Source organism: Streptomyces sp. NPDC006294 (genome assembly GCF_042870895.1).
Lineage (GTDB): Bacteria > Actinomycetota > Actinomycetes > Streptomycetales > Streptomycetaceae > Streptomyces.
Genome location: NZ_JBIAHV010000017.1, coordinates 1 through 22,962 on the forward strand (window position 1 = coordinate 1; position 22,962 = coordinate 22,962).

The following is a 22,962-nucleotide window of genomic DNA, read 5'->3' on the forward strand; positions in this document are numbered from 1 at the left end:
TCCGCGGACGAGGGGCTGGAGCTGTTCGACGCCGCGTGCGCGGCGGGCGAGCCGCACCTGCTGCCGATCCGGCTCGACGTGGCGGCGCTGCGGCGTTCCCTCGGCGCGGAGGAGCCCGTGCCGGCGTTGCTGCGCGGGCTGGTACGCCGCCAGGTGCGCCGCGCCGCCGCCCGGGCGGAAGCCGAACCGCAGAGCCGGTCTCTGGTCGCCCGGCTGGGCGAGTTGGAGCCGACCGAGCGGATGGCGTCGATGCTCGGCCTGGTGCGGGAGCACACCGCCGGGATCCTGGGGTACGCGGGCGCCGGGGGTGTCGAGGCCGAACTCAGCTTCAAGGACCTCGGGTTCGACTCGCTGACGGGCATCGAGCTGCGCAACCGGCTGGCCTCGGCCACCGGGCTACGGCTGCCGGCCACGCTGGTGTTCGACCATCCGAGCCCGGTCGAACTGGCCCGGTATCTGGTCCCCGAGGCCCTCGGTGACGAGCCCGGCACCGCGGCCGGCCCGGCTCGGCGCAGCGAACTGGACCCCGACGAGGACGCGGTGGCCGTCGTGGCCATGGCCTGCCGTTATCCGGGCGGGGTGCGCACTCCGGAGGACCTGTGGCGGCTGGTGCGCTCCGGCGGCGACGCGATCTCCGGGTTCCCCGCCGACCGCGGCTGGGACACGGAGGCGCTGTACCACCCGGACCCGGACCACCCCCGCACGACGTACGCGGTGGAAGGCGGATTCCTGTACGACGCCGCCGACTTCGACCCGGCGTTCTTCGGCATCTCGCCCCGTGAGGCGCTCGCCATGGACCCCCAGCAGCGCCTGCTCCTGGAGACCTCCTGGGAGGCCGTGGAACGGGCCGGCATCGACCCGCGGACCCTGCGGGGCAGCCGTACGGGCGTCTTCGCCGGCGTCATGTACCACGACTACGGCACGCAGGTCACCGAGGTGCCGGAGGGGCTGGAGGCGTTCCTCGGCAACGGCAGTTCCGGCAGCATCGTCTCTGGCCGGGTGGCGTACCACCTGGGTCTGGAAGGCCCGGCCATCACGGTCGACACGGCCTGTTCCTCGTCGCTGGTGGCCCTGCATCTGGCCGCGCAGTCGCTGCGCAACGGCGAGTGCTCGCTGGCGCTCGCGGGCGGCGTGACCGTGATGACCACGCCCGGCACGTTCATCGGGTTCAGCCGGCAGCGGGGGCTGGCCCGCGACGGGCGGTGCAAGGCGTTCGCGGACTCCGCGGACGGCACGGGCTGGGGCGAGGGCGCGGGCGTCGTGCTGCTGGAGCGGCTGTCGGACGCGCGCCTCAACGGCCACCCCGTGCTGGCGGTGGTGCGGGGCAGCGCGGTGAACCAGGACGGCGCGAGCAACGGCCTCACCGCCCCGAACGGGCCCGCGCAGCAGCGGGTGATCCGCCAGGCCCTGTCCAGTGCGAGGCTGACCGGCGCGGACGTCGACGCGGTGGAGGCCCACGGCACCGGCACGATCCTCGGCGACCCCATCGAAGCGCAGGCGCTGCTGGCGACGTACGGGCAGGAGCACACCGCCGAACAGCCGCTGTGGCTGGGGTCGTTGAAGTCCAACATCGGCCACACCCAGGCCGCCGCCGGCGTCGGCGGCGTCATCAAGATGGTCATGGCCATGGCCCACGGCCTGCTCCCCCGGACGCTGCACGTCGACACTCCCTCCACCCATGTGAACTGGGACTCCGGCGCCGTCTCGCTGCTGGCGGAGACCACCGAGTGGCCGGAGACCGGCCGTGCCCGGCGGGCGGCCGTGTCGTCATTCGGGATCAGCGGGACCAACGCCCATGTCGTCCTGGAGCATGCCGCGCCGGACGAGGCCGGGGCCGAGGAGGGCGAGCCGGGCGGGGTCGTCGCCCTGCCGTGGGTGCTGTCCGGCAGGAGTCCGGAGGCCCTGCGCGCCCAGGCGGCGCGGCTGCGGAACTTCGTACAGGCGCGGCCGGAGCTGACTGCCGCGCAGGTCGGGCTGTCGCTGGCCACGACCCGGTCCGCGTTCGCGTACCGGGGTGCGGTTCTCGGTGAGGACCCGACGGAGCGGCTCGCCGCGCTCGAGGCGCTGGCCCGTGGCGAGGGTTCGCCGTCCGTGGTGACGGGTGCCGCCGCGGGCGGTCACAAGGTCGCCTTTCTGTTCTCGGGGCAGGGCACCCAGCGGCCCGGGATGTGCCGGGAGCTGTACGCCTCGTCCGAGGTGTTCGCGGCGGCGTTCGACGAGGTCTGCGCGCAGTTCGGGCCGCTGCTGGAACGGCCCCTGGTGAAGGTGGTGTTCGCGGAGTCCGGCACCCCGGAGGCAGAGCTGCTGGACCGCACCGATTACGCCCAGCCCGCGCTGTTCGCCGTCGAGGTGGCGCTGTTCCGGCTGCTTGAGGCGTGGGGGCTGCGGCCGGAGCTGCTGGCGGGGCACTCGATCGGTGAGCTGGCGGCGGCCCATGTCGCCGGGGTCTTCGACCTGCCCGACGCGGCGCGCCTCGTGGCGGCCCGTGGCCGGCTGATGCAGTCGCTGCCCGCCGACGGGGCCATGGCCTCGCTGCAGGCGGCCGAGGACGAGGTGCTGCCGCTGCTGGCCGGGCGGACGCACGAGGTGGGGGTGGCCGCGGTCAACGGGCCGTCGGCCGTGGTCGTGTCGGGCCGCGAGGGCGCGGTCGAGGAGATCACCGCGCACTTCAGGGCTCTGGGCCGCAGGACCCGTCGGCTGCGGGTCAGTCACGCCTTCCACTCGCCGCTGCTGGATCCGGTACTCGACGAGTTCGCGGCGGTCGCGCGCGAGGTGTCGTACCGGGCGCCGCGTATCCCCGTCGTCTCCGACGTCACCGGGGAGACCGCGTCGGACGGGCTGTTCCAGGACCCCGGCTACTGGGTGCGGCACGCGCGGGAGGCGGTGCGTTTCGCCGATCAGCTGACGCGTCTGGAAAAGGAGGGCGTGACCGCGTACGTCGAGGTCGGCCCGGACGCGGTGCTGGCCGCGATGGCCCGGGAATGCCTCGGCGGTCAGGCGCTGGTGGTACCCGTCCAGCGGCGCGACCGCACCGATGCCCGGGCGCTGGCCACGGCCGTCGCCGAACTGTACGTCCATGGCGTGTCCCCGGACTGGGCGGCGGTGTTCGCCCCGACCGGCGCCCGTACGGTCGAGCTGCCGACGTACGCCTTCCAGCGCACAGCGTACTGGCTGCCGTCCGGGCCGCAGCAGACGCCGGCCGGCGGCGGCGACCTGGAGCGGCGGTTCTGGCGCGCTGTCGGCAGCCGGGACGTCGGCGCTCTGGCCGCGCTGCTCGACGTCGACTCTGCCCGTGAGGCCGACTCCCTGAACGCGGTGCTGTCGCTGCTGTCGGCCTGGGACCACAGCCGCGCCACCACCGCCATGGACGCGCCGGAGGACGCCCAGCCGTCCGAGGACGACGGGCACCTGGCGCGGGCCCTGGCCGACGCGCCGGAGGACGAGCTGCCGGCGCTGCTGCTGGAGGCCGTGCGGTCGGCCGCTTCCGCGGTGCTCGGGCACGCCGACCCGCACGCGCTGCCGGCCGGACAGGACTTCCTGGACGCCGGGTTCGCCTCGCTGACGGCCGTCGAGCTGAGCGGCCGGCTCACCAAGGTGACGGGCCTCGACCTGCCGCCCACGCTGATCTACGACCACCCCACGCCGGCAGAGCTCGCCGCGCACCTGCACGAGGAAATGAAGAGGACCGCGTCATGACCCCCACACGTACCGCACCCATCGAGAGCCCCTGGATCCGCCGCTACCAGCCGGCGCCCGCCGACGGTGTCACCCTGGTGTGCTTCCCGCACGCCGGCGGCTCGGCCACGTCCTTCCACGCACTGTCCCGGGCGCTCGCCGGGCGGCTGGACGTGGTGGCCGTGCAGTATCCCGGCCGTCAGGACCGGCATCGGGAGCCCGCCTTCGAGGACCTGCACGAGCTGGCCGACGCCGCGTTCGACGCGGTCGTCGAGGCCGTCGGCACCGACCGCCCGCTCGCCCTGTTCGGGCACAGCATGGGCGCGTCCGTCGCCTTCGAGGTGGCCGCGCGGCTGGAGCAGCGGGCGGGCGTGACGCCCGTGTCCCTGTTCGTGTCGGGGCGCCGGGCCCCTTCCCGGCACCGCAGCGAGGACCTGCACCGCAAGGGCGACGACGCGCTGCTGCGGGAGATCCGCGCCTTGGACGGCACCGCGCAGGCGGCGCTGGACGACGAGGACATCGTCCGGATGTTCCTGCCGTCCCTGCGGGCCGACTACAAGGCGATCGAGCGCTACCGCAGCGCGCCGGGCGCGGCCGTCGGCTGCTCCGTCGTCGCGCTGACCGGCGACAACGACCCGAAGACCACCGTGGAGGAGGCCCGGGCCTGGCAGGAGCACACCACCGGCCCGTTCGACCTGCGGGTCTTCGGCGGCGGTCACTTCTACGTCTCGGAGCAGACCGACGCGGTCGCCGAGGTGCTGGCCACGCGGCTGGGGGTCGCAGGGGTCGGCTAGGGGTTATCCGAGCCAGGAGGCGAAGTTAGCGTGACCGCGCATTCTCCGTATTCCACGGACGCGAATTCACCGTCCCCGAACACGAATCCACTGTCCTCGGACGTGCATTCACCGTTCTCCACGAACGCGAGTTCACCGTTTTCCACCGAACCGAACGCAGTGTTTTCCACAGACCATGGGGGATCCCGAACCATGACCGATCCGCAGACGTGGCGGGTTCTCGGCAACGCGGACGCGCACGAGCTCGTGCTCGCCGTGGACTTCGACGCCACCGGCCGGGCCGAGGGCCGCTTCACCGATCTGGCCTCGGGTCTGGGTGACCTGCTGCCCTGCTCGATCTGGGAGACGATTCCCCAGGAGGCCGGGACCGGTGCCGGCGATGCCGACCCCGTCGAGCGGTGGCTGGAGGAGGTGGCGGCCGACGGCCGCCCGGTCCGTGCGGTGTTCGGCTTCTGTGTCGGCGGCGTCTACGCGGGCGCGATCGCGCAGCGCCTCGCCGCCCGGCAGGAACAGGCGCCCGCGCTGGTGCTGTTCGACCCCGAGCAGTCCGGCCCGCTGACCCTGTACTCGCAGTTCTACAAGGTCCTCGACTCCATGTCCGCCCTGCTGAGTGCCGAGGAGACCGCGCAGGCGGCGGACGAGGCGCGGCGGGCGCACGAGCAGCACACGACGATGGCCGCGCTGGGCGCCGAACTCCTCGACGTGTACCGGCGTACCGCCAAGCCCGCCTTCGACCGGCTGGAGCTGGACGCCAAGCGGACGGAGGAGATCACCGCGGTCTTCGCGTCGTTCGTCGGCTATCTGATCGCGGCCGCGGACATCGACCCTCTGCCCGCGTGGCGGGAGGCCGTCGCCGTCACGTCCTCGTCGCCCACGAGCGGTCTGAACGGCTCCCGCGCGGCCGGCCAGGACATCGCCGTGGGCCGGGAACTGCGCGTCGACGTCCCGCACGTCGACCTACTGCGCGACCCCGGTGTCACCTGCACGGTGACCGAGCTGCTCGGCGCGGACAGGCCCGCCTGAGAAGTCACCTACGCGCAAGTCCCGTACGCGCGAATCCCGTACGTACGCCCCACCGCGAATTCCCGCGAACCCACGGAACGGTTGGAATGCCAGAAGCAACGGAAGTCCGGTCCCGCCCGGCCGACAGCAAGGAGCACGCCCTCTGGCTCCTGGACGAGCTGGTGCCCGTCAAGGGGGTCAACAACCTCTCCGTCGCCCTTCAGGCCGACGGGCCGCTGCTCGGCCCGGCACTCCAGGGCACGGTCGATCTGCTGCTGCGCCGGCACGAGGCGCTGCGCACGGTGTTCCGGCAGGAGCAGGCGGGCCTCGTCAAGGAGGTGCTCGACCCCGCTGCTCTGCGGATCGAGGCCGAGCAGCTGGCGGCGGAGCCGGGGGAGGTCGCCGCTGTCGTCGGGGAGTTCATCGCGCGTCCCTTCGACATCGACGGGCGGCCGCTGGTGCGGGCCGCGCGGGTGAGGTGCGCGGACGGCGACGCGTTCTGTCTCGCCGTCCACCACCTGGTCTTCGACACGGTCTCCGGCGCGGTCCTGCTGGAGGAGTTCACCGCCGGGTACACGGCGCTCGCGGCCGGTGCCGCGCCACCCGCGGAGCTGCTGGCCGCGCAGCCGCCGTACCGGGAGCCCGCTCCCCGCGCGGCTGCCGTGGAGTACTGGCGCGGGCAGCTGGCCGGGGCTGACGCCGCGGGCCTCGCCCTGTGGTGCGGCAGCGAGGATCTTCCCGAGCCGACCCTCACCGGTGACCAGATCACGGCCGACCTGTCCCCGCGGGCGACCGAGGTACTGCGCCGGCTGCAGAAGAAGCTGCGCGCGCCGGAGGCGGTGGTGCTGCTGGCTGCGTACGGCCTGCTGCTGGCCCGGCACGGCGCGGGTCCCGACCTGGTGGTGGGCACCCCGGTCAACGTCCGGGCGCGCGAGGCGTCCAGGGCCGTCGGCTACCACGTCAACACCCTGCCGCTGCGCATACCCGTCGACCTCGGCGGCGGCTTCCGCGACCTGGTGCGGACCGCCCGCGACGCGTTCCTCGGGGCGGTCGCCCACGCCGATGTGCCGGTCGACGTCCTGCTGCCGGAACTGCGCAGGGACGGCGGCGCCTCCTGGCGCAACACCGTCTTCCGCCATCTGTTCAACTACGTTCCGGACGACGGCCGTACGAGCTTCCCCCTCGGCGACACCACGGCCCGCAGGCTCCCGGTGGAGAACGGCTTCAGCAAGTTCGACCTGGAGTTCTTCTTCCTGTCCTCGGCGGACAAGGTGACCGTCCGGGCCGCGTACTACACGCAGGTGCTGGACCGGGCCGACGTACAGGGGCTGCTCGAACGCTTCGAGGCGCTGCTGCTCGCGGCCGCGGAGGGGCCGGACCGGCCGATGGGCGAACTGCCGCTGGCCGGGCCCTCCGACCTCGCCGTGCTGGCCGCGAGCAACGACACCGCGCGCCCGGTGGATCCGCCCAGCGTGCTCGCGGCGGTGCGGGAGCGGGTGGCGCTGACGCCGTCCGCGCCGGCCGTCGTGGGCGACGGTCGCAGCACGACGTACGCCGAGCTGTGGCGGGCCGCCGAGCACACCCGGGACGTCCTGGCGGACGCCGGGGTGAGGGCCGGTGACATCGTCGCGCTCGCCGCGCCCCGGGGTCCCGAACTCGCGGCCGCGGCCCTCGGGGTGTGGCTGGCCGGAGCGGTGTATCTGCCCGTCGATCCGGAGCACCCCGTGCAGCGCCTGGCGTACGTCCTGGAGGACTCCGGCGCGCAGGCAGTGCTCACGGCGCCGGACGTGGAGCTGCCCGAGGGGGTCCGGGCGCGGGTCGTTCCGCTGGAGCCGCTCGCGCGGGACGGCTCCGGCCCGCCGCCGGACCCCGGTGCCGGCGGCCCCGATCCGGATTGCTGCGCCTACCTGATCTACACGTCCGGCTCGACGGGGAAGCCGAAGGGCACCCTGGTCGGCCACCGCAGCCTCGCCAACGTGGTCCAGCACTTCGCCGAGGAGCTGAAGGTCACCGCGGACGACGCCGTGCTGTGGCTGACGACCTTCGCCTTCGACATCTCCGCCCTGGAGCTGTTCCTGCCGCTGGTGTGCGGCGGACGGCTGGTCGTGGCCTCCGACGAGGCCCGCACCGACGGCCGCGCCCTGCTCGCCGAGGTCGTCGCGCACGACGTCGGCATCGTGCAGGCCACCCCGACGACCTGGCGGGTCGTCGCCGACGCGGCGGACGGGCAGCTCGCCGGCCGGCGCCTGGTCTGCGGCGGGGAGCCGCTGCCGCCGACGCTGGCCCGCACGCTGGCCGCCTCGGGCGACTCACTGCTCAATGTGTACGGCCCCTCCGAGACGACCATCTGGTCCACCTCGGGGCCGGTGCCGGACGAGGTGGTCCGCGCGGACGTGGGCCGTCCGATCGCCAACACCCAGGTGTTCGTCGTCGACCCGGACGGCCGGGAGCTGCCGGTCGGTGTGCAGGGCGAGCTGTGCATCGCCGGAGCGGGCATCGCGCTGGGCTATCACAACCGCCCCGAGCTGACGGCGGACCGCTTCCGCGACCATCCCGCGTACGGGCGCCACTATCGCACCTGCGACCTGGCCCGGCTGCGGCCCGACGGCAGCGTCGAGCTGCTGGGCCGGACCGACCGCCAGATCAAGCTGCGCGGCCATCGGATCGAACTGGGCGAGGTGGAGGCGGTGCTGCTCGACCGTCCGGACGTACGGGACGTCGCCGTCGTCGTGGTGGGGCGCGGCGGGCCGGACGCCGCCCTGGTCGCGTTCGTGGAACCGGCGCAAGGAGCGGAGGGAGGGGACGGCGTGGCCGAGGTGGACACCGCCGGGCTGACGGCCCATGCCCGGTCCCTGCTGCCCTCCGCCGCCGTACCCCAGGAGATCGTCGTGCTGGAGTCGCTGCCGACCACCGCCAACGAGAAGCGGGACCATCTCGCGCTGACCCGCCTCGCCGAGCAGCGCCGCTCCGAGCGCAGTGCGGCCGCGGGGGCGGAAGCGGCCTCGCCCGAGGCGCAGTCGGGGACGGCCGGGCGGCTGCTCGCCCTGTGGCAGAGCACGCTCGGCCGGACCGACCTCGGCCCGCACGCCAACTTCTTCGACAGCGGCGGGCATTCGCTGCTCGGCGCGCAGCTCGTGCAGCGCATCGAGAAGACGCTGAGTATGCCTGTGCGCCTGGCCGACCTGTTCGCCCATCCCACCCCGCTCGCCATGGCCGAGCATCTCGATCCGGACGCCGCCGCACCGTCGGCCCCGGGCAACTGAGGAAGACGGAGCCCGAGAAAGACATGGAGACCGTGAACGAGAAGCACGCCACCGCCCCGGCCGCCGCGACCGCGCCGCCGTCGTGGAAGGTCCTGTGGCAGGACACGTTCGAGGGCCCGGCCGGGTCCCCACCCGACCCCGCCCTGTGGCAGGTCGTCACCGGGCAGCCGTTCGGCGCCGGCATCGAGTTCCACACGGACGACCCCGCGAACGTCGGCCTCGACGGCGCCGGGCACCTGCGGATCACCGCCACGCACGAGGACGGGGAGTACCGGGCGGCGTGGCTGGAGACCCGGCGCGAGGACTTCGTGCCGCGGCCCGGCGGCGCGCTGCGCCTGGACGCCCGGGTGAAGACCGCTGCGGGTCCGGGCCTGGACTGCGCGCTGTGGGCCTGGGGCACACAGTTGCGGCACCGGGGTGACGAGGACCCGGTGCAGGCGTGGTACCGGGCCGGGGAGATCGACGTCCTGGAGGCGCTCGGCTCCGAGCCGGACTCGGTGTGGGGTGCCGTCCACTCCCCCGAGTGCCACCAGATCCCGTCCCTGGGCATGGGCGCCCGTACGACCACTGAGGACGGCAGCCCGCTCAGCGCGGACTTCCACACCTACTCGGCGGTCTGGCGGCGCGGCCCCGACTCGATCACCTGGTACCTGGACGGCCGCGAGTACCTGAAGCTGACCCCGCAGGACACCACTCCGAAGGGCTGGCTGTTCGACCAGCCCGTGTACTTCTGTCTGGCGATCATCATCGGCAGCCCCGGCGGCCCGGTCCTGCCGGGCGACCCCGACCCGGCGACGCTGCCGTCGTCGCTGCTCGTCGACAGCATCACCGTCTCCGAGGAGCTCCCCGCGTGAGCGCGCCCACGGACGTGGACCTCGACAGGCTCGTCGCCGAGCTTGTCGAGCGGGTGCTGGACGACCCGACCGGCGCGCTGGGTCCCTCGGTGTACGAGACGGCCCGGCTGGTGTCGCTGGCCCCGTGGCTGGACGGGGACGCCGCCCGGGTCCGGTATCTCCTCGACGAGCAGCGGTCCGACGACAGTTGGGGCGGCCCCGGCGGGTACGCCCTCGTGCCGACGCTGAGCGCGACGGAGGCGCTGCTGGCCGTGCTGGGCCGGGAGGGCGGCGAGTTGCCGCTGCCGCCCGCGGCGCTCGTCGAGGCCGCGCGGCGGGGGCTCGCGGCGGCGGCCGCGCTGGTGGCGCGCAGCGCCGAGGAGCCGGTGCCGTCGACGGTCGTGTTCTTCATGGTCATCCCCGCTCTGGTGGAGGGGATCAACGCCCGGCTCGCCGTCCTCGGGGACGGACCGGTGCAGCCGCTGGCGCTGCCGCACGGGCTGACCGACGGGGCGCTGCGTGGGCTGCGCGGGGGTGCCTGGCGCAACCCGCTCGCCGGTCACTACCTGGAGATCGTGGGCCCGGCGGCCGTCGGCGCCGCCGAGATGGAGCCGGTCGACGGGGTCGTCGGCTGTTCCGCTGCCGCGACCGCCGCCTGGCTCGGCCCGCAGGAGCCGGCCGACCCCCCGCACCCCTCGGTGCGCTTCCTGCGGCAGGCCCAGGAGCGGGGATCCGGCGCGGTCCCCGCGATGACCTCGATCGTGTACTACGAGCGGGCGTGGATCGCCGGAAACCTGGCGACGGCTGGGGTGGAGCGTGAGGTGCTCGCTCCGCTGCTGAAGGAGCTGCCGGGTGACGTCGGCCGGTCCGGGGCGCCGACCGCGCCGGGGTTCGCGTACGAGGCGGAGACCAGCGCGATCGTCCTGACGGCCCTGGCCCGCCTGGGGGCGCCGCAGGAGCCGGAGTACCTGTGGCAGTACGACGCGGGCAGCCACTTCATGTCCACCATCCCGGAGCACGAGCCGTCCACGACCACCAACGCGCACATCCTGGAGGCGTTGGGCTGCCACCTGGCCGACGGTCCTCCTGCTGAGGGGGACCGGTACCGGGACGCCGTCGCCCGGATCGCGTCGTGGCTGCGCGACCGCCAGGGGCCGGACGGCAGCTGGTCCGACAAGTGGCACGCCTCGCCCTACTTCGCGACGATGCGCTGCGCCCTGGCCCTGCACCGGTACGCCGGCCCGGCGTCGGCCGAAGCCCTCGGCAGGTCCGTCGACTGGCTCCTGCACCGGCAGCACGAGGACGGCTCCTGGGGCCGCTGGGACGGCACACCGGAGGAGACGGCCTACGCGGTACGCACCCTGCTGGAACTCACCGCCGACGGAGACGCCCGCTCCGAGGAGACGACCCAGGCCGTACACCGAGGCTGCGCCTTCCTCCTGAAGCACGGCCTGGACGCCGAACACCACCCCCCACTGTGGATCGGCAAGGAGCTGTACGCCCCCGGCCATCTGGTCCACGCGGCGGTGCTGGGCGCACTGATCGCGGCCAGGCGGTAACGGGCCACCGAAGCGCTGCCGGCGGCCGGCGGTCACCAGCCGCCGGCTGCGCCGGCACCGCTGGTCCCACCCGGCGATGCCCGGCCGCTCGAAGCACTAGGCACGCCCGGCGACAACCGGCCGCTCGGAACGTGACCGCGACCCGGCGGCAGCAGACCCCCGGCAACTCCGGCCGCGGCCCGGTCGACACCGGCCGCGCGGAGCGCTGGTCGCGCCCAGCCGTACGCGCCCGCTCGGAGCACTGCGCGTAGGCCGTCGGTATCCGGCCAGCAATAACACAACTCAGCCAGTCTATTAACCGGGTTCAGTTATGCTGGGACCCGGAATTCGCCGTCCGGCCTCGTCGGGCGGCGCGCAAGGCCGTCACTTCGGAAAGGTCGATCGATGACGTCACACGTCCAGGACACGTACGGCACCCAGGAGGCCGTCGGACTCGACGACGAGCTGGCCCTGGGGCGTGCGTACGTCGCGGTGTGCCGCGAGGCGATGACCCGGCAGGTGGACGATGCCCAGTACCAGGTCGTCGCGGGCGAGGACGTGTCGGGTGACGGCGCGAGTGCCGAGGCGCTCGGCCGCTACCTGCGCACCCGCGCACAGCAGATGGCGGAGGAGCCCGACAGCCCGCTGTTCTTCGGCCGGCTCGACTTCGAGGACGCCGAGGAGGCAGGGGACCACCGGCGGCAGCGGTACTACATCGGCCGCAGGCGGATCTCGGAACACCCGGCCGCACCGCCCCTGGTGATCGACTGGCGTGCGCCGGTCTCCCGCACCTACTACCAGGCGAGCGCCCTGGAGCCGCACGGCGTCGCGGTACGGCGGCGCTTCGGGTGGGCGCCGTGGAGCCACGGCGCTCCCGAGGACCTCACCGGACTTGAGGACGAGCACCTCGACCACGCCCGCGGCGACGACGGCGCCGACGCGGCGAGCGCGATCGTCGCCGCCGAGATCGAGCGGCCTCGCCTCGGCCCGATGCGCGACATCGTCGCCACCATCCAGCCGGAACAGGACAACCTGGTCCGCAGCGAGCTGAACGAGTCGGTCTGTGTGCAGGGCGCCCCGGGCAGCGGCAAGACCGCCGTCGGCCTGCACCGCGCCGCGTATCTCCTCTACACGTTCCCCGAGCGGCTGCAGCGCAGCGGTCTGCTGATCATCGGCCCGAACCGCACCTTCCTGCGCTACATCTCCGAGGTGCTGCCGTCGCTGGGCGAGATCGACATCGCCCAGCTGACGGTGGAGGACGTCGTCGCACGGCACCCGGTGCGGCGGGCGGAATCCGAGGACGTCAGCGCCCTGAAGCACAGCGACCGTATGGCCACCGTCCTTGAGCGCGCGCTGTACGCCCGGGTGAGGCACTCGGAGGAGTCCATCGCGGTCACCGACGGCTCGTACCGCTGGCGGGTGGACTCGTACGACCTGGCCCGGGTCATCGACGAGGTGCGGGGCATGGGGGTGCCGTACGGGATCGGCCGCGAGCATGTGCGTTCGCGGGTGGTCACGCTGATCCAGCAGCAGGCCGAGCGGCGGGCCGGCCCGAAGAGCGTGACCTGGGCGCGCAAGATCGGCCGTTCGAAGCCGGTCGCCGCGCTGCTGGAGGCAGCGTGGCCGGTGGCGCGGCCGGAGGAGGTCGTGGCCACGCTGCTGAGCGATCCGGCGGTGATGGAGGCCGCGGCGGACGGGGTGTTCGACGCCGCCGAGCAGCGGGCCCTGCTGTGGGCGAAGCCTCCGCGGTCGGAGAAGAGCGCCACCTGGTCGGTCGAGGACATGCTGCTGCTCGACGAGGTCGCGGGGCTCATCGAACGCCCCGAGGGCTACGGCCATGTGGTCGTGGACGAGGCCCAGGACCTGTCGCCGATGCAGTGCCGGGCGATCGCCCGGCGCAGCGCGTTCGGCTCCATCACGGTGCTGGGCGACCTGGCCCAGGCGACGGCGCCGTGGTCGGCGCGGACCTGGCAGGAGCAGCTGACGCACCTGGGCAAGGCGCAGGCCACGGTCGTCCCGCTGACCACCGGCTTCCGTGTGCCCGCCGCGGTGATGGAGCTGGCCAACCGGCTGGTGGGCGCCCTGGGCGTGGACGTGCCGCCGGCCCGCTCGCTGCGCCATGACGGCGAGTTGACGGTCAGCGCCGTCGACGACCTGGCGTCCGCCACCGTGTCCGCCGTCCGCGCGGCCCTCGACCGCGAGGGGTCGGTCGCCGTCATCGCCGCCGACGACGCGGTCGCCGCCACCTCGGCGGCGCTGCGCCGGGCGGGCATCGAGACGGCGACGGCCGAGCAGGTCGGCACGGCCGCCCGGGTGACCGTGCTGCCCGCGACGGTCGTCAAGGGCCTGGAGTACGACCATGTCGTCGTGGTGGAGCCGGCCGCGATCGTCGAGTCCGAGCCGCGCGGACTGCACCGGCTGTACGTCGTGGTGACGCGTGCGGTGTCCCGTCTCGACGTCCTGCACGCCCGGCCGCTGCCGGAGCCGCTCGCCGCCTGAGGCGCGGACCGTCCGAGAACGGTCGAGACCTGTCCGAGAGGTGCGGCCCGGGGATTCCCCCGGGCCGCATTTTCTTTACGCCTCTTTGAAGAACCCCAAGGCGGAAAATTGCCCTGGCTTTCGGAGTTGGCCGAATTGCCGTTGTCGACGGTGACACTTGCGCCAAATCCCTGTGGCGATGATCACTGAAGATCCCGCGGACTGTCTGAAGTTGCAGGATGGCTGAAGACATACCGAAGCCTCGGCACCTTAGGAGCACCTGCGGATGTCCATCGTCGGACGGGACATACAACTCACCCGATTGCATGACCTGCTGACCGCACGCGACCGCGGAGCGGGTCCGATCGCCCTGGTCAGTGGCCCTGCGGGGATCGGCAAGACCGCCCTCCTCCACGAATTCACCCAGAGCGCGGCGAAGTCCGGTTCCCTCGTCCTGAGAGCGGCCTGCTCCCCGAGGGAGCGCGCCAACTCCTGGGGCGTGGTCCATCAACTCCTGTGGCGCACAGGGCGATTCAAAGGAGCTTCACAGCGTACGAGTGACACGCTCGCAGCCGTCGGCCGCAGCCTTGCGGCGGTCACCCGGGCACCGGAAGGTGAACGCGAGAAGGCCATGGATGAATTCTGCGCGGCCGTCATGGAATTGGCCGACGACCACTCCCTCGTCCTCGCCGTCGACGACATCCACGAGGCCGACCCCGAGTCGCTGGGCTGCCTCGGGCACCTCGCCCGCCGCATGGTCGCCTCCCGGGTCCTGGCGGTGTTCACCGACCGGCCGCAGGCCCTGCCCCCGTACGCCGCCGCGCGGGCCGAGTTCGCCCGGCAGCCCGGATTCCATCAGCTGCGGGTCGGCCCGCTGACCGCCGGCGACATCCGGCTGCTGCTCACCGAGCGGCTGGACATGCCCGCCGACGAGGCCGGCGCCGCGGAGTTGCACGCGGCGAGCGGGGGCAGCCCGCTGCTGACGCGGGCGCTGGTCGAGGACACCTGCAACGCCCTGCAGGGCACGTACACGGGCGCGGCCGCGTTACGGCCTGTCGCCGGGGAGATGTTCGACTCCGCGGTGGTCGACTGCGCCCACCGGGTCAGCGCGCCCGCGGCCGATCTCGCCCGGCACCTGGCGGTGCTGGGGCCGGACGCGCTGTCGGTGCTGCTCGACCGCAACAGCACGAACCCGCCCACCCGGCACCTTCAGGAGCTGACCCAGGCCGGCCTGCTGGCGGGGCCGGGCTTCCGCCACCCGAGGATGCACACCGTGCTGGGAGGCGAGGTCTCCGCCGAGGAGCGGGCGCGGCTGCACGGGCGGGCCGCCGTACTGCTGCACGACAACGGCGCACATCCGGCCACGGTGGCCGAGCACATCGTGGCGGCGGGAGGCATAGCGGAATCCTGGGCGCCGCCACTGCTCCGGGAAGCCGCGGCCGACGCGATCGCCCAGGACGAGTTCCCCAAGGCGATGCGGCTGTTCGACCTGGCCCACGCCATCTGCCCGGACGGGCCGCTGCGGGCGTCCATCCTGTTCCAGCGCACGCTGTCTGCCTGGCAGGTCGACCCGGCCAAGGCGATGCGGCGGCTCCCGGAACTGAAGGAGGCGCTCCAGGCCGGGCATCTCACGGCCACGTCGGGCGCGATGTCCCTGATCAAGAACCTGGTCTGGCACGGCTATGTGGACGAGGCCGCGGAGGTGCTGGAGCTGGTCGACCGGCAGCTGGCCGACGACCCGGGCGAGGAGGGCGTGGCCGAGGTGCGGGCGCTGCAGCGGTGGCTGTCCGTGCTGTGCCCGCCGTTCCACCGGCGCATGTTCGGCGAGGTGTCCGTCGACGTCACGCACGAGATCGCCCCCGCGGCGATTGCCGAGCAGCCGCGGCTGCACGCGGCCACCGCCCTGTCCGTCGTCCTGCGGGGCGGCGAACCCGGGCCGGCCGTGGTCGGCGCCGCCCATGTGCTGGAGATGTCCAGTCTGACGCCGACGCTTGAGACCATCCCGCTGGCGCTGATGACGCTGTTCTACGCCGACCGCACCGAGCAGGTCGACGCCTGGTGCACCACGCTGCTGGAGGCGGCCCGCGAGCGCAACATCCCCACCCGGGACGCGCTGCTGTCCTCGCTGCGGGCGGCGAACCTCATCCGGCAGGGCCGGCTGCTGGAGGCCGAGCGGCACAGCGACCTGGCCCTGTCGCGGATGTCGTCCCGGGGCTGGGGGATCAGCATCGGCCTGCCGCTGGCGAGTTCGGTGTACGCGCTGACTGCGATGGGCCGCTACGACGAGGCGCGGGCCCGGCTCGGCCGGCCGGTGCCCGAGGCGGTCTTCCAGACCCTCTTCGGCCAGCACTACCTGTACGCCCGGGGCCAGTTCCACCTGGCCACCGGGAGACTTCAGGCCGCGCTCGGCGACTTCCTGGCGTGCGGCAAGGCCCTGGAGAGCTGGGGGGTGGCCGACACCACGCTCATCCCGTGGCGCTCCGGGGTGGCCGAGGCCCGGCTGCGCCTGGGCGAGCCGGACCAGGCCGTGACGTATCTGCGGGAGGAACTGGCCCGGCACAAGGGCCACCCCCGGGTGCACGGCAACGCCCTGCGTCTGATGGCTTCGACGATGGAGCCCCAGCAGCGGCTGCGGGCGCTGCGGGAGGCCGTGGACGAACTCCAGGACTCCGGGTGCGATCTGCTGCTGGCGCACGCGCTGGGCGATCTGGGCCGTGTCTACCATCTGCTGGGCAAGTCCAACCGGGCCCGGGTGATCGTACGCCGCGCCTACCGGATGGCGAAGAAGTGCCATGCGCAGCCGCTCAGCCAGAGCCTGCTGCCGGACGCGGAGCGGTCGGCCGACGGCCGGGTGTGCGCCGCCGGGCACGAGGCCTCCGAGCAGGTCCACGACGTGCTGTCCGAGGCCGAACTGCGGGTCGCCGCCCTGGCGGCGGAGGGGCACACCAACCGGGAAATCGCCCGGCGGCTGTTCATCACGGTCAGCACGGTCGAGCAGCACATGACGCGTGTGCTGCGCAAGCTCAGCCTGTCCCGCCGTGACGAACTGCCGCAGAGCCTGGACACTATGGGCGGTTCAGCCGCACCGGCAGTGAGTGGAGCCCGCGGATGAGCGTGCTGGTGCGCCACCGCACGTCCTCGGGGTCGACCGCGAGCCGCATGGCGGGGAAGGTGTCCAGCAGCGCGCCGAAGGCGATCTGCGCCTCCATCCTCGCCAGGGGCGCCCCGAGGCAGTAGTGGATGCCGTGCCCGAAGGCGACATGGCCGCCGGTGGGCCTGCGGACGTCCAGCGTGTGCGGATCGCCGAAGCGCTCCGGATCCCGGTTGGCGGAGGCCAGTGCCAGCAGCACGAAGTCGCCGGCCGGGATCTCGGTGTCGCCGATGCGCAGGTCCTCCGTGGCGCACCGGAAGGTGGCGTGCTTCAGCGGGCTCTCCAGCCGCAGGAACTCCTCCACGGCGCCGGGCAGCAGGGAGCGGTCCTGGCGCAGCGCCTCCCACTGGTCCAGGTTGCGCATCAGGTGCAGCGTGCCGTTGCCGAGGGTGTTGACGGTGGTCTCGTGGCCGCCGATGAACAACAGGAAGGCCATCGAGACCAGTTCGGTCTCGGTGAGCCGGTCGTCGACGTCACGCGCCGAGACCAGCGCGGCGAGCACGTCGTCGGTGGGCGTACGGCGCTTGCGCTCGATGAGGTCGCCGAGGTACTCGATCATCGCGGTCGACGCGGCGGCGGTCGCCGCAGGCGAGTCGCCGGAGACGAGCGCCTTGGACCAGGACTTGAAGTTCTCCTGCTCCTCCAGCGGCACGCCCAGCAGCAGGCAGATCACCCGGATCGGCAGCGGGAACGCGAACGCGTCCAGCAGGTCCACCGGGTCCTCGTCCGGCAGGGCGGCGAGCAGTTCGCCGGTGATCTGCTCGATCTCCGGCCGGAGCTTTTCGATGGCCCGGCTGGTGAACGCCTTGTTCACCAGCTTGCGCAGCCGGGTGTGGTCCGGCGGGTCGGAGTGCAGCATGTGGGTGGCGAGGGCGGAGGAGAACGCGCCGCGCTTGTTGCGGTCGGGCTCGTTCTGCGCGAACAGCCGGTCCGTCCTGTTGAGGTCGGTGCTCAGCCGGGGGTCCGCGAGCGCCGAGCGCACCTCCTCGTATCCGGTGATCAGCCACACCGGCAGTCCGCCGCACACGGGGACCCCGGGAGGCATCATCACCCGGTGCGCCGAGCCTTCGGCGTTGAGCCGGGTGTACACGGAGTGGGGGTCCTGCATGAATGCGTCGTCGAGTTCCAGAGGGGCTGAATCCTGAAGCATGGGCACATCCTCGAAAATGACGGCTCCGGGCCGTTCGCGGGTCGCGCTGAGCCTATGTACGCCCTTGGCGGGCCGAAGCCGATCCACGGCGAGAAGAGGGGGTCTAGGGGCCTAATAGGGGCCGCCCGCCGGTTGGTTGTGTGAGCCCCGGCGGGCGGCCGGAGCAGCCACCAGGCCGGGGGAGGTCACCCGGCGACTGCTGGTCCGGTGGGGGCACGGTCAGTTGCTGGACGCCAGGTCGCCTTCCGTGGCACGCGCCTGCTCCGGGGGAGCCTGGGCGGGCTTGCGCAGGTCGATGGTGATCAGCAGGCCGGCGAGTACGGCGGCGAGGGCGGTGATGCCCGCGGCCCACAGGCTCGCGACGGCGTAGCCGTGGACGGTCGCCTCGGTCACGGCCCGTTCACCACGGCCGCCGCCCGCAATCCGGTCGGCGGTCACGCTGGTGGCGATGGCGTTGAGCAGGGCCGTGCCGATGGAGCCGCCCAGCTGCTGGGAGGTGGAGACGAAGGCCGACACCACGCCCACCTCCTGCGGCGGCACGCGGTAGGTGGCGGCGCTGATGCACGGCGAGATCACCAGTCCGACACCGATGCCGAGCAAGATCTGGGTGGGCATCAGCGTCGAGGCGTAGGAGCTGTCGGGGGTGAGCCGGCCGAGGTTGAGCAGGCCCAGCATGGCGATGAACAGGCCCGGCACGACCAGCAGGCGCAGCGGGACGCGGGGCACCAGCCGGGCGGCGATCTGGGTGGAGGTGAGCACCGTCGCCACGGTCGCCGGCAGGATCGCCAGCCCCGTGCGCAGCGGCGAGAAGTCCATCACCACCTGCAACTGGTAGGTGAGGATCAGGAACAGGCCGAACAGGCTGACCATGGCCAGGGCGATGGTCAGGCTCGCTCCCGCCCGGTTGCGGTCGGCGACCAGCCGCAGCGGGAGCAGCGGAGCCGGCCCCCTGGCCTGGGTGAGGCCGAACGCGGCGAGCAGGACCACGGCGGCCGCGAGGCAGCCGAGGACGCGGGGCGAGGTCCAGCTGTGGGTCGCCGCCTGGTCGAAGGCGTAGACGAGGGCGAGCATGCCGCAGGCGGAGAGCACCGCGCCGGGGACGTCCACGCGCTGGCGGTTGGCGGGCATCGCCGGCAGCAACAGCAAGGCCCCGGCCACCACGGCCACGCCGATCGGCACGTTGACGTAGAAGCACCAGCGCCAGTCGAGGTACTCGGTGATCACGCCGCCGCCCAGCAGGCCGATGGCGCCACCGGCGCTGGCGACCGAGCTGAAGACACCGAACGCCTTGGCGCGTTCGCGCGGTTCGGTGAAGGTGGTGGCGAGCATGGCCAGGGTCGAGGGCACGAGCAGCGCGGCGAACACGCCCTGCGCCGCGCGGGCGCCGACGAGCACCTCGGCGTTCGGCGCGGCGCCGCCCGCCACCGAGGCGACGGCGAAGCCGACGGCGCCGGCCACGAAGGCGCGCCTGCGCCCCACGAGATCGCCGACCCGTCCGCCGAGCAGCAGCAGGGCACCGAAGGCGAGGGTGTAGGCGGTGACCACCCACTGCCGGCTCGCGTCCGACATCCCGGTGTCCTGCTGGGCCCACGGGAGGGCGATGTTCACGATGGTCATGTCCAGCATGACCATCAGCTGAGCCAGGGCGATCACCCCCAGCCCCCACCACCGGTAGCGCACCGACCTCTCGGTGGAGGCCGCTGTTGCCTGTGCCATGTCCTGATGTCCTTCCCTCACAGCGGGCGGCGCTCGGTCCGGCCCGTCCGTCTTCCGCTGGCGGACACTAGAGCAGATTACTTAACCGAGTCAATTCACGGACTCGGTCACCTGATTGCCCGGGTAAGGGGATGTGCTAGGGTGGCCTGGTGAATGCGCCGATGGGCTTGCGGGAGCGCAAGAAACAGCGAACGCGAGAGACGATCTCCGACACGGCGATCACGCTCTTCCTTGAACACGGGTTCGACCAGGTCTCAGTCGTCGACATCGCGGCCGTCGCCGAGGTCTCCAAACCCACACTGTTCAAGTACTTCCCCACCAAGGAAGACCTGGTCGTCCACCGCTTCGCCGACCACCAGACGGTGAGCAGCACCGTCGTCGCGGAGCGGCCGCCCGGGGTGTCCGCGATCGACGCCCTGCACCAGCACTTCCTGGACGGGCTGGCGGCCCGGGACCCCATCACGGGGCTCAACGACGACGAGGACGTCCTCGCCTTCCACCACCTCGTGTACTCCACGCCCAGCCTGGTGGCACGCGTCAGCCAGTACCTGGCCCAGGCCGAGGAGGCGCTCGCCCAGGCCCTGGTCGACGCGCTGGACTCCGACCGCGAGATCACGGCCGCCCTGCTGGCCGGCCAGGTCATCGCCACCGAGCGCATCCTGGCGTCGGTGAACTGGCAGCGCATCGTCGCCGGCCGGTCCGCTGACGAGGTCTACCCCGAGGCGGTGGCCGACGCCGACCACGCCTACGCCCTGCTGCGCCAGGGCCTGGCGGGGGCAGCCGCCCAGAAGTGAAACCGACGACGACGGCGCCGCCTCCGAAGAGGCGGCGCCGTCGTCGTTCTGCCGACGTACGCCGGATCAGCCGGCCGCGTCCGCCGGCTGATCCGGGCCATGCCCGGGCTCCTGCCTGGGCAGGTTGTTGTGCCGCTCGATGGAGTCGGCCAGCCGGTCCATGCTGTCCGTGCCGCGCTCCCGGAAGGCCCGTGCCTGGGAGGCCATGTCGGCCGGGGACTTGTTCTGGGCGAGCTTGTACACGCCGTCGATGCGCCCGATCGGGATCTCGAACCCCTCGATGAGCCGCAGGTACTCGTCGAACAGCGCGCTCGCCCGGCGCGGCAGCGACCAGGGCCGCTTCGGCGCGAGCCAGCTCTCCTGGTCCTCGATCAGGTCGTCCAGCTGGCGCATGGTGCGCACCTCGTCCAGCCGCGGCCGGCCCGTGACGTGCACGGCCGCGTACGCCCAGGTCGGGAAGTGCGGCTGGGAGGCGTAGTGGTCGGGCGAGATGTAGGCGCTGGGGCCCAGGAACGCCACCACCACCTCGACGTTGCAGGCCAGCGCCTCACAGATCGGGTTGCCCCGCGAGAGATGCCCGCGCAGCTTGCCGTAGGGCCAGGCGTGCCGGTCGAGCACGAACGGGATGTGGACGGCGGCGGGCCTGCCCTCCACCGACAGCGCCATCAGGCCCAGCGGGTGCTCCTCGATGAGGTCCCACTGCGTCCCCAGGTCCGGCGGCCGGAAGTAGTCGGGGCGGTAGACGATCTGCACTCTCCTTTCCATGGGGCCTGATCAGGCGGTGGTGGCGGACACCGCGCCGCCGAGCAACGAACCGAGGTAGCCGAGCACCGCCGCTCCGTCCCCCGCCGGCGCGGTGAGCCCGATGTGGCCGTCCGGGCGGACGAGGACCAGCGTGTCGGCGCGCAGTCCGTAGGCCGCCGGTCGTTCGCCGAGCAGGCAGGTCCTGAGGTCGTCCGGGCCGGCGGACGCCACCTCGAGCAGGGCCGCCTCGCAGTCGGCGCCGAAACCGAGCAGCGTGAAGTGCGGGCCGCGGAACACGTCGAACAGCCGGAGGAGCCGGGTGGCCATGTCCAGGCACACCGAGTCCGGGGCGCGGTCGCCGGCCTCGGCGCCGCCGGTGCCGCCGGTCATCTCCTCGAACACGGCCCTGGTGCTGGCCACGCTGGTGTCCAGCGTCCAGCGCGCCACCGGGAGCCGCTCCTCCTGGCAGGTGTCGAGCAGCTCCGGTGCCGCCCCGGCGAGGACCAGCGCGAGCTTCCAGCCGAGGTTGTAGGCGTCCTGCACGCCGGCGTTGGCGCCCAACGCCCCGAGCACGGGGTGGACGTGCGCGGCGTCCCCGGCCAGGAACACCCGGCCCACCCGCAGCCGGTCGGCCATGCGTACGTTGATCCGCGAGGTCGACAGCCATGTCGCGTCATGGCCCCGGATCGGCATGCCCGCGGCCCGGTCGACGGCCCGCTGGAGGGCCTCCACCGACGGCTCCATGGGCCGGCCGTCCGCGTCGACGGGGGGCGAGGCCTGGATCTGCCAGGAGCGCGTGCCGCTGAGCGGGCACAGCATGACCACACCGAGGTCGAGGTCCAGCCACTGGTACCAGGCGTCGGGCGCGAGTCCGCCGATCTCGACGTCCCCGACGATCAGTTGCTTCTCCGTCTCGGTGAACCCCTCGAAGGAGATGCCGAGTCGCTTGCGCACCAGGCTGCGGCCCCCGTCGCAACCGACGAGGTAGGCGGCCGACACCTGCTCGGTGCCCTGCGCGGTTGCCAGGGTGGCGGTCACCTGGTCCGGGTCAAGCGCATCCGCTGGGAAGCCGCCATGGAAGAAGCCCGCGTCCAGTACGCCGAGGCGTACCGCTTCAGACACTTCGAAGCGCAGGAAGCGGCATGGCGCCACGCCACCCGACTGACCACATACATGAGCGCGGTACGCACGCGAGTCGAGGCCATGCTGCCGAGCCAGGCCAGGACCGAAGCCGAAGCATGGATCAGCCGGACGTCAGCCACCGTGGAGCACCTCGACCTCCTGAGCACGCCGCCCCGGCTGCCCGACATCCCCGAACCACGAGCCGACGACCTGAAGCCATTCCTCGGGCACTGGAGCCCCTACAGCCCACGACACGCCGCCCGACTGAGGCTCCACCCAGCGTCACGGAACGTCAGCATCGAGAGGCGCGAGGGCGAGGTCAGCCGACGGCTCGGCGGCCGTCCCCCCGCCCCCTCCGGGGCCCATTAACCACCGGCTGCGAGCTTCGCTGGCAGCCACCAAACTGTGCGTGACGACCCGTCAGAAGTCGCGCCGTTCGTGCGTCAAACGTGCCGTTCGTGCGTCAAACGTGCGTCAATATATCGCCCGTAACGCACGTAACGCCCATAACGCACACTCAGCGAAACCGCACGTCAGCGGCCCTTTTCGGCAGGCTCGAGAATCGCCACGCACTCCACATGATGGGTCACAAGAAACAGGTCTATACAAAACAGGTATAAGAAAGCCGCAGGTCACCGACCCACTCAGCATAAAGCGGACTCAAGATCAATGTGCATTACGTGCACCATGGGCGCTAAGTGC

The 22,962-nt window shown here is 72.7% G+C and carries 14 protein-coding genes; 10 read left to right on the top strand and 4 right to left on the bottom strand.

Features of this window, described 5'->3' with window-relative positions:
• The 8 genes from ACFYOP_RS26955 to ACFYOP_RS26990 all read left to right on the top strand — a co-directional run.
• Window positions 1-3,696: beta-ketoacyl synthase N-terminal-like domain-containing protein (locus tag ACFYOP_RS26955; RefSeq protein WP_356896003.1), on the top strand; the 3,696-nt coding region annotated here is incomplete at its 5' end.
• A complete protein-coding gene (locus tag ACFYOP_RS26960; RefSeq protein ID WP_356896001.1) occupies window positions 3,693-4,469 on the top strand; it encodes an alpha/beta fold hydrolase in 777 nt (258 codons plus the stop codon). The genes ACFYOP_RS26955 and ACFYOP_RS26960, both read left to right, overlap by 4 nt.
• Window positions 4,470-4,661: 192 nt before the next feature.
• A complete protein-coding gene (locus tag ACFYOP_RS26965; RefSeq protein WP_356895999.1) occupies window positions 4,662-5,492 on the top strand; it encodes a hypothetical protein in 831 nt (276 codons plus the stop codon).
• Between the two features lie 86 nt (window positions 5,493-5,578).
• The gene (locus ACFYOP_RS26970) at window positions 5,579-8,734 is read left to right on the top strand and encodes an amino acid adenylation domain-containing protein (protein WP_356895997.1); all 3,156 of its coding nucleotides are present in this window, start codon (window positions 5,579-5,581) and stop codon (window positions 8,732-8,734) included.
• Between the two features lie 23 nt (window positions 8,735-8,757).
• Complete coding sequence (locus tag ACFYOP_RS26975; RefSeq protein ID WP_356895995.1) at window positions 8,758-9,588, top strand: glycoside hydrolase family 16 protein; 831 nt, start codon at window positions 8,758-8,760, stop codon at window positions 9,586-9,588.
• Window positions 9,585-11,126 (top strand): prenyltransferase/squalene oxidase repeat-containing protein, encoded by a 1,542-nt coding sequence (locus tag ACFYOP_RS26980; protein WP_356895993.1) that lies wholly within the window; start codon window positions 9,585-9,587, stop codon window positions 11,124-11,126. Before ACFYOP_RS26975 ends, ACFYOP_RS26980 begins: the two co-directional genes overlap by 4 nt.
• 384 nt (window positions 11,127-11,510) lie before the next feature.
• The gene (locus tag ACFYOP_RS26985; RefSeq protein WP_388453068.1) at window positions 11,511-13,604 is read left to right on the top strand and encodes a HelD family protein; all 2,094 of its coding nucleotides are present in this window, start codon (window positions 11,511-11,513) and stop codon (window positions 13,602-13,604) included.
• A gap of 265 nt (window positions 13,605-13,869) precedes the next feature.
• Window positions 13,870-16,695 (top strand): AAA family ATPase, encoded by a 2,826-nt coding sequence (locus ACFYOP_RS26990; RefSeq protein ID WP_356895991.1) that lies wholly within the window; start codon window positions 13,870-13,872, stop codon window positions 16,693-16,695.
• Here the strand turns inward: ACFYOP_RS26990 and ACFYOP_RS26995 are convergent.
• Together ACFYOP_RS26995 and ACFYOP_RS27000 are read right to left on the bottom strand one after the other, a co-directional pair.
• Window positions 16,649-17,884, bottom strand: coding sequence for a cytochrome P450 (locus tag ACFYOP_RS26995; protein ID WP_356895989.1), 1,236 nt, complete (start codon window positions 17,882-17,884; stop codon window positions 16,649-16,651). The two genes, ACFYOP_RS26990 and ACFYOP_RS26995, sit on opposite strands and share 47 nt — an antisense overlap.
• A 219-nt stretch (window positions 17,885-18,103) precedes the next feature.
• Window positions 18,104-19,600: an MFS transporter gene (locus ACFYOP_RS27000; protein ID WP_356895987.1), complete on the bottom strand. Its 1,497-nt coding sequence runs from the start codon at window positions 19,598-19,600 to the stop codon at window positions 18,104-18,106.
• Between the two features lie 149 nt (window positions 19,601-19,749).
• On the opposite strand from ACFYOP_RS27000, the gene ACFYOP_RS27005 reads away from it, so the two are divergent.
• A complete protein-coding gene (locus ACFYOP_RS27005; protein WP_123190087.1) occupies window positions 19,750-20,394 on the top strand; it encodes a TetR family transcriptional regulator in 645 nt (214 codons plus the stop codon).
• 66 nt (window positions 20,395-20,460) lie between these two features.
• Here the strand turns inward: ACFYOP_RS27005 and ACFYOP_RS27010 are convergent, their stop codons facing one another.
• Together ACFYOP_RS27010 and ACFYOP_RS27015 are read right to left on the bottom strand one after the other, a co-directional pair.
• Window positions 20,461-21,147, bottom strand: a complete 687-nt coding sequence (locus tag ACFYOP_RS27010; protein ID WP_356895985.1) for an FMN-binding negative transcriptional regulator — start codon at window positions 21,145-21,147, stop codon at window positions 20,461-20,463.
• 21 nt (window positions 21,148-21,168) lie between these two features.
• Window positions 21,169-22,176, bottom strand: coding sequence for an FAD-dependent monooxygenase (locus ACFYOP_RS27015; protein ID WP_356895983.1), 1,008 nt, complete (start codon window positions 22,174-22,176; stop codon window positions 21,169-21,171).
• Window positions 22,177-22,212: 36 nt separating this feature from the next.
• On the opposite strand from ACFYOP_RS27015, the gene ACFYOP_RS27020 reads away from it, so the two are divergent.
• Window positions 22,213-22,629, top strand: coding sequence for a hypothetical protein (locus ACFYOP_RS27020; RefSeq protein WP_356895981.1), 417 nt, complete (start codon window positions 22,213-22,215; stop codon window positions 22,627-22,629).
• Window positions 22,630-22,962 lie beyond the last annotated feature (333 nt).

What these genes read in the sequence shown, in the direction of transcription:
- ACFYOP_RS26960 (WP_356896001.1), top strand. Translation starts at nt 3,693, where the DNA reads ATGACCCCCACACGTACCGCACCCATCGAGAGCCCCTGGATCCGCCGC.
- ACFYOP_RS26965 (WP_356895999.1), top strand. Translation starts at nt 4,662, where the DNA reads ATGACCGATCCGCAGACGTGGCGGGTTCTCGGCAACGCGGACGCGCAC.
- ACFYOP_RS26970 (WP_356895997.1), top strand. Translation starts at nt 5,579, where the DNA reads ATGCCAGAAGCAACGGAAGTCCGGTCCCGCCCGGCCGACAGCAAGGAG.
- ACFYOP_RS26975 (WP_356895995.1), top strand. Translation starts at nt 8,758, where the DNA reads ATGGAGACCGTGAACGAGAAGCACGCCACCGCCCCGGCCGCCGCGACC.
- ACFYOP_RS26985 (WP_388453068.1), top strand. Translation starts at nt 11,511, where the DNA reads ATGACGTCACACGTCCAGGACACGTACGGCACCCAGGAGGCCGTCGGA.
- ACFYOP_RS26990 (WP_356895991.1), top strand. Translation starts at nt 13,870, where the DNA reads ATGTCCATCGTCGGACGGGACATACAACTCACCCGATTGCATGACCTG.
- ACFYOP_RS26995 (WP_356895989.1), bottom strand. Translation starts at nt 17,884, where the DNA reads ATGCTTCAGGATTCAGCCCCTCTGGAACTCGACGACGCATTCATGCAG.
- ACFYOP_RS27000 (WP_356895987.1), bottom strand. Translation starts at nt 19,600, where the DNA reads ATGGCACAGGCAACAGCGGCCTCCACCGAGAGGTCGGTGCGCTACCGG.
- ACFYOP_RS27020 (WP_356895981.1), top strand. Translation starts at nt 22,213, where the DNA reads ATGGAAGAAGCCCGCGTCCAGTACGCCGAGGCGTACCGCTTCAGACAC.